At 63.6% G+C, this 8,086-nt stretch carries 8 protein-coding genes; 5 read left to right on the top strand and 3 right to left on the bottom strand.

Annotated elements, in window-relative coordinates; genetic code table 11:
* Positions 1-155: 155 nt before the first annotated feature.
* Genes WBB95_RS16775 through WBB95_RS16765 form a run of 3 tightly spaced genes read right to left on the bottom strand, consistent with a single transcriptional unit; the run spans position 156 to position 3,368 of the window.
* Positions 156-1,208: an L-idonate 5-dehydrogenase gene (locus tag WBB95_RS16775; RefSeq protein ID WP_424488612.1), complete on the bottom strand. Its 1,053-nt coding sequence runs from the start codon at positions 1,206-1,208 to the stop codon at positions 156-158.
* Between the two features lie 13 nt (positions 1,209-1,221).
* Positions 1,222-1,995 (bottom strand): glucose 1-dehydrogenase, encoded by a 774-nt coding sequence (locus WBB95_RS16770; RefSeq protein ID WP_424488611.1) that lies wholly within the window; start codon positions 1,993-1,995, stop codon positions 1,222-1,224.
* A 20-nt stretch (positions 1,996-2,015) separates the two neighbouring features.
* Positions 2,016-3,368: a GntP family permease gene (locus WBB95_RS16765; protein WP_424488610.1), complete on the bottom strand. Its 1,353-nt coding sequence runs from the start codon at positions 3,366-3,368 to the stop codon at positions 2,016-2,018.
* A gap of 142 nt (positions 3,369-3,510) precedes the next feature.
* Between WBB95_RS16765 and WBB95_RS16760 the strand changes: the two genes are divergently transcribed.
* The 5 genes from WBB95_RS16760 to WBB95_RS16740 all read left to right on the top strand — a co-directional run bounded on the left by WBB95_RS16760 (position 3,511) and on the right by WBB95_RS16740 (position 7,955).
* The gene (locus WBB95_RS16760; RefSeq protein ID WP_424488609.1) at positions 3,511-4,383 is read left to right on the top strand and encodes a LysR family transcriptional regulator; all 873 of its coding nucleotides are present in this window, start codon (positions 3,511-3,513) and stop codon (positions 4,381-4,383) included.
* A gap of 105 nt (positions 4,384-4,488) precedes the next feature.
* Entirely contained in the window at positions 4,489-5,121 is a 633-nt protein-coding gene (locus tag WBB95_RS16755; RefSeq protein WP_424488608.1) for a glutathione S-transferase family protein, read from the top strand.
* A gap of 18 nt (positions 5,122-5,139) precedes the next feature.
* On the top strand, positions 5,140-6,060 hold the full coding sequence (locus tag WBB95_RS16750; RefSeq protein WP_424488607.1) for a LysR family transcriptional regulator: 921 nt from the start codon (positions 5,140-5,142) through the stop codon (positions 6,058-6,060).
* Positions 6,060-6,944, top strand: a complete 885-nt coding sequence (locus tag WBB95_RS16745; protein WP_424488606.1) for a LysR family transcriptional regulator — start codon at positions 6,060-6,062, stop codon at positions 6,942-6,944. The genes WBB95_RS16750 and WBB95_RS16745 overlap by 1 nt, the downstream gene beginning before the upstream one ends.
* A gap of 78 nt (positions 6,945-7,022) precedes the next feature.
* The gene (locus WBB95_RS16740; protein ID WP_424488605.1) at positions 7,023-7,955 is read left to right on the top strand and encodes a pyridoxamine 5'-phosphate oxidase family protein; all 933 of its coding nucleotides are present in this window, start codon (positions 7,023-7,025) and stop codon (positions 7,953-7,955) included.
* Positions 7,956-8,086 lie beyond the last annotated feature (131 nt).

Raw genomic sequence — 8,086 nt, 5'->3', positions numbered from 1 at the left:
TGTGGTGAGCGGGCTTGCCCCGCGCCGGGCTGCGAAGCGGCCCTGAACCAGGCGCTGCGGTTTTTCACAGACACCGGCGGTGAAAGTATTGGGGCCGCTTCGCGCCCCAGCGCGGGGCAAGCCCGCTCACCACAGGTTGTGTGTTTGGGCCGCGACTAATTGAGGTCCGGCACACCAAAATCCAGCACCACTTTCATCGCCTGGGTCTTGTCCGCCGCCAGCTCGAACGCCTGCACCGCCTGTTCGAACGGCACGGTGTGGGAGATCACCGGGCGCACATCGATAATCCGGCGATTGAGCAAGTCCACCGCCTGGGCAAATTCCGGGTGGAAGCGGAAGGTGCCGCGCAGGTCGATTTCCCGGCTGACCAGCAGGTTCAGCGGCAGCGACACGTCACCGCCCAAACCGACCGTCACCACGACGCCCCGCGGGGCGATGCATTCCAGGCCGTTGCGCAGGGCCTGGGCGGTGCCGGAGACTTCGAACATCACGTCAAAGTAGCCTTTCTCGGCGGTGTAGCGCTTGAGCGCGTCGGCGCCGTCGGCAAGGTTGTGGGTGCGCGTGGCGCCCATTTTCTCGGCGCAGGCGAGGGCGCTGGCGGACAAGTCCACGGCGACGATTTCACCCGCACCGGCGGCGCGCAGGCTGCCGATCAGCAGGTTGCCAATCGGCCCGCAGCCGGTCACCAGCACGCGTTTGCCGAATACTGCGCCGGCACGCTGGATGGCATGCAACCCCACCGACAGTGGCTCTGCCAATGCGCCTTCTGCAAGGCTGACCGTGTCGGCCAGTACGTGGGCCTGATGCGTCTCGATCACCAGGCTCTGGCGGAACGCGCCCTGAATGTGCGGGAAAGGCATCGCGCTGCCGTAGAAACGCATGTTCAGGCAATGGTTCGGCAAGCCCTGATGGCAATACCGGCAACCACCACACGGGCGGGATGGCGACACCGCAATGCGCTGGCCGACCTTGAACTGCCCGGCGTCTGCGCCCACGGCGTCAATCACCGCCGACACTTCATGGCCGAGCACCATCGGTTCGCGCAGGCGCACGGTGCCGAAGCCGCCGTGCTGGTAGTAATGCAGGTCCGAGCCGCAGATACCGCCCCGGGCGATGCGCACGCGCAGTTGGCCGGGAGCGAGGGGTTGCGGTAGATCCTGGGGGTCGACCCGCAGGTCTTTCGAGGCGTGACAGACAATGGCGTGCATAGAATTCTCCAGGTTACAGCGACGCGGTGATGCCACCGTCGACATACAAGATATGGCCGTTGACGAAACTCGCGGCATCGCTGGCGAGAAACACCGCCGCCCCCGCCAGTTCAGCCACGTCACCCCAGCGTCGGCTCGGGGTGCGTTGCACCAGCCAGTCGCTGAATTCAGGGTTGGCCACCAGGTTCGCGTTCAGTTCGGTCTTGAAATAGCCGGGGCCGATACCGTTGACGCTCAACCCGTGCGGGCCCCAATCGATCGCCATGCCTTTGGTCAGCATCTTCAGCGCGCCCTTGCTCGCCGCATACGGCGCGATGCCCGGACGCCCCAGCTCACTCTGCACCGAGCAGATATTGATGATACGCCCACGCTTGCGCGGGATCATCGCACGCGCCACGGCCTGGCCCACCAGGAAGGCGCTGTCGAGGTTGGTGCTGATCAACTCGCGCCAGTGCTGCTCGCTGTAGTCTTCCAGCGGGCCACGGCGTTGCATGCCGGCGTTGTTCACCAATATGTCCAGCGGGCCGAGGCGTTCTTCGATGTCGGCCACCGCCGCTTGAATCGCCGCGCTGTCGGTCACATCAAACGCCTGCGTATGCACCTCCAGGCCTTCTGCCGCCAGCAGCGCGGCAGCGTCGCGCAAGGTGCTGCGGTTGCGCCCATTGAGGACCACGCGGGCACCGGCCTGGGCCAGGCCTCGGGCAATCGCCAAGCCGATACCGGCGCTGGAACCGGTGACCAGCGCGAGCCGGCCATCGAGGCGGAAACTGTCTAAAACACTTTGCATGAGCTACCTCTCCTAACGCTTCACACCACCAACGACAGCAGCATGATGAACCCCAGGGCGGCGAAGGAGAGCACGGTCTCCATCAGCGTCCAGGTCTTGAAAGTTTCGACGACGGTCATGTTGAAGTACTGCTTCACCAGCCAGAATCCGGCGTCGTTGACATGCGACAGCACCAGCGAACCGGCACCGGTGGCGAGCACCAGCAACTCACGGTTCACACCGGGCATCAAGCCGATTACCGGCGCAACAATTCCCGCGCCGGTAATCGTTGCTACCGTGGCCGAACCGGTCGCTACACGAATCACCGCCGCCACCAGCCACGCCAGCAAGATCGGTGAAATCTCGGCGCGCACCGCCATATGCCCGATCACATCGCCGACGCCGCTGGCCACCAGCATCTGTTTGAAACCACCGCCAGCGCCGACGATCAGCACAATTGCGGCGGTCGGCGCGAGGCTTGAATCGAGCAGCTTGCTCAACTGTTCCCGCGAGAAACCACGCGCCGCCCCAAAGGTATAGAACGCCAGCAGCAAGGCCGCGAGCAGGGCGGTGATCGGGTGGCCAATAAAGTCCATCCACACACGGAAGCTGCTGTCGGCGGCGAAGGCCACGTCGGCAAAGGTCTTGAGCAGCATCAGCGCCACCGGTAGCAGGATGGTGATCACGGTGATGCCGAAGCCCGGCAGGTTGTCGCCCGTAGACTCCTTGGCGAGTTGCTCCATCAGCTCCGGCGATGCCTTGCCGGGTACATAGCGCGAAATCAGGTTGCCAAACAGCGGGCCGGCGATGACTGCCGTGGGCAGGCCGACAATCAAGCCGTAAAAAATCGTCTTGCCGATGTCCGCGCCAAAAATGCCGATAGCCAGCAGCGGCCCCGGGTGCGGCGGCACCAAGCCATGCACCACCGACAACCCGGCCAGCAGCGGCATGCCAACCTTGATCAGCGACAAGCCGGTACGCCGCGCCACGATAAACACCAGCGGAATCAGCAGCACAAAACCGATTTCAAAAAACAGTGGAATGCCCACCAGGAACGCAGAAAACATCATCGCCCAGTGCACACGCTGTTTGCCGAAGGCGCGAATCAGCGTACGGGCGATCTGGTCGGCGCCGCCGGAGTCGGCCATCAACTTGCCGAGCATGGTGCCCAGGCCGAGGATGATGCCGACGAACCCCAGGACCCCGCCAAAACCGTCCTGGAAAGACTTCATCACCTTGTCCACCGGCATGCCGGACGTCAGGCCGAGAAAGCCTGCGGCGACGGTGAGCGCGACAAAGGGGTGAACCTTGAGGTGGGTGATCAACAATATCAATCCGATAATCGTGACCATCGCGTCCAGCAGCAGATACGTGTCGTTAGCCATGCCGAGCATGGTGCCTCCTTGTTCTCATTGTTATAGGCCAAGCCCTGTCATATCGTGTATGACGGTGCGTTACTTCACCGTAGGCGCGGTTCAGCGTCCAATTTTCATTTGTGATCGGGTGATCAATGTTCGTGATAACCGAGGAAGCGTGATGGAGCTCAAGCACTTGCGCGCTTTTGTAGTACTCGCCCAGGAGTTGCATTTCGGGCGTGCAGCGGCGCAGTTGTCGATCGTGCAACCGGCGTTGAGCATGCAAATCAAGTTGCTGGAAAGTGGCCTGGGCGTGCGCCTGCTCGACCGCAATCGGCACTCGGTCACCCTGACCGACGCGGGCCGCGCGTTTTTGCCTGAAGCCCAAGCCACCTTGCACCAGGCCGCTCGGGCGGCCGATGCGGCGCGCGCCTCCAGCCGCGGTGAAATCGGGCGGGTGCGCCTGGGCTTTGTGTCGTCGGTGCTGCCGCACCTGTTGCCGGTGTTGATTCGCGCGGTGCACCAGCGCTACCCGCGTATCGAGCTGGAACTCAAGGACATGCCCGGGCCTGATCAGGCTGCCGCCTTGAAGAACGGCCAACTGGATTTCGGCCTGATGCGCCTGCCCGCTGCGCACCCCGGCGTGCAGACTCGCGCAGTGCTGCGTGAAAGCTTCTGCGTGGCGCTGCCGATGGATCATCCATTGGCGGCCCGGGAGTCAATTTACCCTGAGGACTTACTCAACGTACCGGTGTACATCCTGGCGCGGCGTTATGCGCCGGGGTTCTACGATGAATTCATCCAGGCGGTGGGCATCACCCTGGCAATCGCCTCGGAACTCGGCGAATTCACCACCATGCTCGCGTTGGTCTCGGCCGGGTTGGGCGTCGGCGTATTGCCGCAGCAGGCGGCGCGGGCGTTGCCGGCCAACTGTGTGTCGCGGCACTTGGAACTGGGAGGGTTTCAGGCCACGACAGGCCTGGCATGGACCGCGCTGGACAGTGCGGTGAAGACCACGCTGTTCAACCTGATCGTCGAATTGTTTGGTGAGTGATTGTTTCACCGGCTGAAATGCTGGATTGTGTTTTTTGGTCATTCCATCGATCACGGCAGGGGTGGAACATGCCTGGCGTCAACCACCCCACTTTTGGAGCCTGCCATGTCCCAGCCTGCGATCAAACTCTACGGTTTCCCACTGTCCGGCCACTCTCACCGGGTTGAGCTGATGCTCTCGCTGTTGGGCCTGCGGAGCGAATTCATCCTCGTCGACCTCAAGCAGGGCGCCCAGAAAGCCCCCGACTTCATCGCCGCGATCAACAGTTTCGGCCAGGTGCCGGCGATTGATGACAACGGCACCGTGCTGGCCGACTCCAACGCGATTCTGGTCTACCTCACCAACACCTACGGCAAGGGCCAGTGGCTGCCGAGTGACCCGGTTGGGCAAGCCCGTGTGCAACGCTGGCTGTCCGCCGCCGCCGGGCAGTTGCACGCCGGGCCGGCAGCTGCACGGCTGGCCACGGTGTTTGGGGCTGAGGTCGACACCGTCAGCGCCATCAGCCGCTCCCACGCGTTGCTGCAATTGGTGGAGCTACAACTGAGCCAGAGCCGTTTCCTGGCGAGTGAACAGCCGAGCATCGCCGATGTTGCCTTCTATACCTATGTGGCGCATGTGCCCGAAGGCAATGTGTCGCTGGCCGACTACCCTCACGTTCGCGCCTGGCTGGCCAGCATCGAGGCATTGCCGGGCTTTGTGGGTATGCCGCGCACAGTCGTGGGCCTGCAATCACAGTAACCTTCACGAGGCGCGCCGATGGACCGATTTCATGAAATGCAGGTGTTCCTGGCGGTGGCCGAGGAGGAGGGTTTTGCCGCTGCCGCGCGCCGCCTGAAAACCTCGCCGCCCAGCGTGACGCGGGCCATTGCCGCGATGGAACAACGTATCGGCACGCAACTGTTGGCGCGCACCACCCGCAGCTTGCACCTCACTGAAGCCGGCCAGCGTTACCTGGAAGATTGCCGGCGCATCCTGGCTGAACTGGATGAAGCCGAAGAAGCGGCGGCAGGCAGTTATTCGATCCCGTGCGGCCACCTGACGGTGACCGCGCCGGTGCTGTTCGGCGAGCTGTTTGTGGCACCGGTGCTGGGGGACTACCTCGACCGTTTTCCCTTGGTGAATATCAATGCCTTGCTGGTCGACCGCGTGGTGAACATGACCGATGAGGGCGTCGACGTGGCCGTGCGCATCGGCCATTTGCAGGAACCCGGGCAGCAGGCGATCAAGGTCGGGGAAGTGCGCCGGGTGGTCTGTGCGTCTCCCGGCTACCTGGCGCAGCACGGGCGGCCAGAGCATCCATCGCACTTGTGCGAAGCAAAGATCGCCACGTCGTCGTCGAGCCAACTGGTCAGTGAGTGGCAGTTTGCAGAAGGCGGCCAGACGTTCAGCGTGCCCATCGAACCGCGCCTGGTCGTGACGGCCAACAATGCCGCGATCAACCTTGCGCGCCTGGGCTGGGGCATGACGCGGGTGCTGTCCTACCAGGTTGCAGCGTCAGTGGCCGCCGGTGAGCTGGAGGTTGTGCTGGATGCATTCGAACCTGCGCCGCTGCCGATCCAGGTGGTGTTCCAGAAAAGCCCGCGTGTTCCGGCCAAGATCAACACGTTTGTGGATTTTCTCGCCCATCGCCTGGGCCAGGACGCCGCCTTGAACCCGGCCATGAAACGGCGCACGTGATGGAGCGTTATCGCGACATGCAGCTGTTTGCCGCCCTGGCCGACTCTGCGAGCCTGGCGTCGGCGGCCCGCAGCGTGCACGTCTCCGGCCCGACCCTGGTGCGTGCGATTGCACGCCTGGAGGCGCGCCTGCGCGTGCCCTTGTTGCAACGCAGTACGCGCGGCGTAAGCCTGACCCCAGCCGGCAGCGCCTACATGGCCGACTGCGTGCGGCTGCTGGCCGCCGTAGAGGCCGCCGAAGCCTCGGCCAAAGGTTTGCATGTGCAGGCCCAAGGCAATCTGCGGGTGTTTCTGCCGTTCCTGTTCAGCCGCTATGTGATGGCCCCGTTGTTGGCGAGCTATATGGACTGCTACCCCGACGTGCGCCTGGTGGCGCGTTACCACGACTATTACCCGAACCTGCACGAAGAAGGGTTGGACGTGGCGATTATCGTCGGCGAACTGCCCGGCTCCTCGCTGATCGCACGCACGGTCGGGCAGGTGCGGCATATCCTCTGCGCCAGCCCTGCCTACCTTGCCGGCCACGGCGACCTTCACCACCCGAATGACCTCAAGCGGCACCGTCTGATCGCGAGTGCCGACCAGGTCTATTGGGATTTTCAGGGCTACACGCTCAAAGCCCGCGCCCGCTTGAGTTGCGCCACCGTGCAAGGCGCGATCAATGCCGCCGTCCACGGCGCCGGGTTGATTCGGTGCCAGAGCTACCCGGTTCACGAGCACCTGCTCAGCGGCGAGCTGCTGCGCGTATTGCCCGAGTTTGAGTTGCCGCCGTTGCCAGTGCATGTGGTCTACCGCGAAGGCCGCAACGCCCCTTTGCGCGTGCGCAGCTTTGTTGACCACTGCGTAATGGCGTTGCGTGAGCATCCGGCATTTCAGTTGGCGTAATGCTGGATTGCTGTACGTGGGCATTCTCTCGTCCGCCGGCCAGGCGCAGCATGCACACATCCACTTGAGGAGATCGCCATGAACCCGACCGAACAATCCCCCTGGCATGCCGGCGAGCGGCAGTTGCAGGAAAGCGCGGGCGCTGCCGAACGCATGGCGGTGGTCGGGCTCAAGGTCATTCGTGATCATTTGCCGGAACAGCATCGGGATTTCTTCCCACTGCTGCCGTACCTGGTACTGGGCGTGGTGGATGAGCAGGGAGTTCCTTGGGCCACGATGATCGAAGGCGCGCCGGGGTTTGTGCATTCACCCGACCCGCAAACCTTGCAGGTCGACAGCCTGCCGTCGAAAAGCGACCCGGCCTGGGCGGCAATAACGGCGGGTGCGTCCGTCGGCTTGCTCGGCATCGACCTCAACACCCGCCGGCGCAACCGGATGAACGGCCGCATCGGCGCGCGGGATCACGACGGTTTTTCGGTCGACGTGGTGCACGCCTACGGCAACTGCCCCAAGTACATCCAGCTGCGGCCGGTGGATTCGATCGCGCGCAAACCTGGCACGGCGGTCGAGCGTTTAGACGGTCTGGACGAGGCGGCACACATGCTGATCCGCAGCGCCGACACCTTCTTTGTCGCCAGCTACGTCGAAGTGGACGGCCAGCGCTCGGTGGACGTCTCGCACCGGGGCGGCAATACCGGCTTTGTGCGGGTGGACGGCAACGTGCTGACCATTCCCGACTTCGCCGGCAACCTGTTCTTCAACACATTGGGTAATTTGCAGGTCAACCCGGTGGCAGGCTTGGTGTTTATCGATTTCGAATCGGGGGATGTGCTGCAGGTTGCCGGGCGTACTTCGCTGATCCTCAGCGGGCCTGAAGTGGCCACGTTCGAGGGCGCGCAACGGCTGTGGACGGTCACGGTGGAGCAGGTCGTGCGGCGCCCGGCAGCCCTCGCGTTGCGCTGGCAGTTCGCCGAGTTTTCGCCCCATAGCCTGGCGATGGGCAGGTGGTAGCTTGCGTAGTGGTGCAAGGTCAGCGCTAGAGGGTTGGTGAGCTTGCGCTCGGGGCTGGGGGGACTGTTGGGACTGTGGGGTGCATATCCGTTATTTGCGTTGTGGTTGATATGGGTTCCGCTCTTACAGCG

The organism is Pseudomonas sp., from assembly GCF_049645325.1.
In the GTDB taxonomy this organism is placed as follows: Bacteria; Pseudomonadota; Gammaproteobacteria; order Pseudomonadales; family Pseudomonadaceae; genus Aquipseudomonas.
This window is presented reverse-complemented; position numbering and strand designations above follow the sequence as displayed.

What these genes read in the sequence shown, in the direction of transcription:
- WBB95_RS16745 (WP_424488606.1), top strand. Translation starts at nt 6,060, where the DNA reads ATGGAGCGTTATCGCGACATGCAGCTGTTTGCCGCCCTGGCCGACTCT.
- WBB95_RS16755 (WP_424488608.1), top strand. Translation starts at nt 4,489, where the DNA reads ATGTCCCAGCCTGCGATCAAACTCTACGGTTTCCCACTGTCCGGCCAC.
- WBB95_RS16770 (WP_424488611.1), bottom strand. Translation starts at nt 1,995, where the DNA reads ATGCAAAGTGTTTTAGACAGTTTCCGCCTCGATGGCCGGCTCGCGCTG.
- WBB95_RS16740 (WP_424488605.1), top strand. Translation starts at nt 7,023, where the DNA reads ATGAACCCGACCGAACAATCCCCCTGGCATGCCGGCGAGCGGCAGTTG.
- WBB95_RS16765 (WP_424488610.1), bottom strand. Translation starts at nt 3,368, where the DNA reads ATGCTCGGCATGGCTAACGACACGTATCTGCTGCTGGACGCGATGGTC.
- WBB95_RS16760 (WP_424488609.1), top strand. Translation starts at nt 3,511, where the DNA reads ATGGAGCTCAAGCACTTGCGCGCTTTTGTAGTACTCGCCCAGGAGTTG.
- WBB95_RS16775 (WP_424488612.1), bottom strand. Translation starts at nt 1,208, where the DNA reads ATGCACGCCATTGTCTGTCACGCCTCGAAAGACCTGCGGGTCGACCCC.
- WBB95_RS16750 (WP_424488607.1), top strand. Translation starts at nt 5,140, where the DNA reads ATGGACCGATTTCATGAAATGCAGGTGTTCCTGGCGGTGGCCGAGGAG.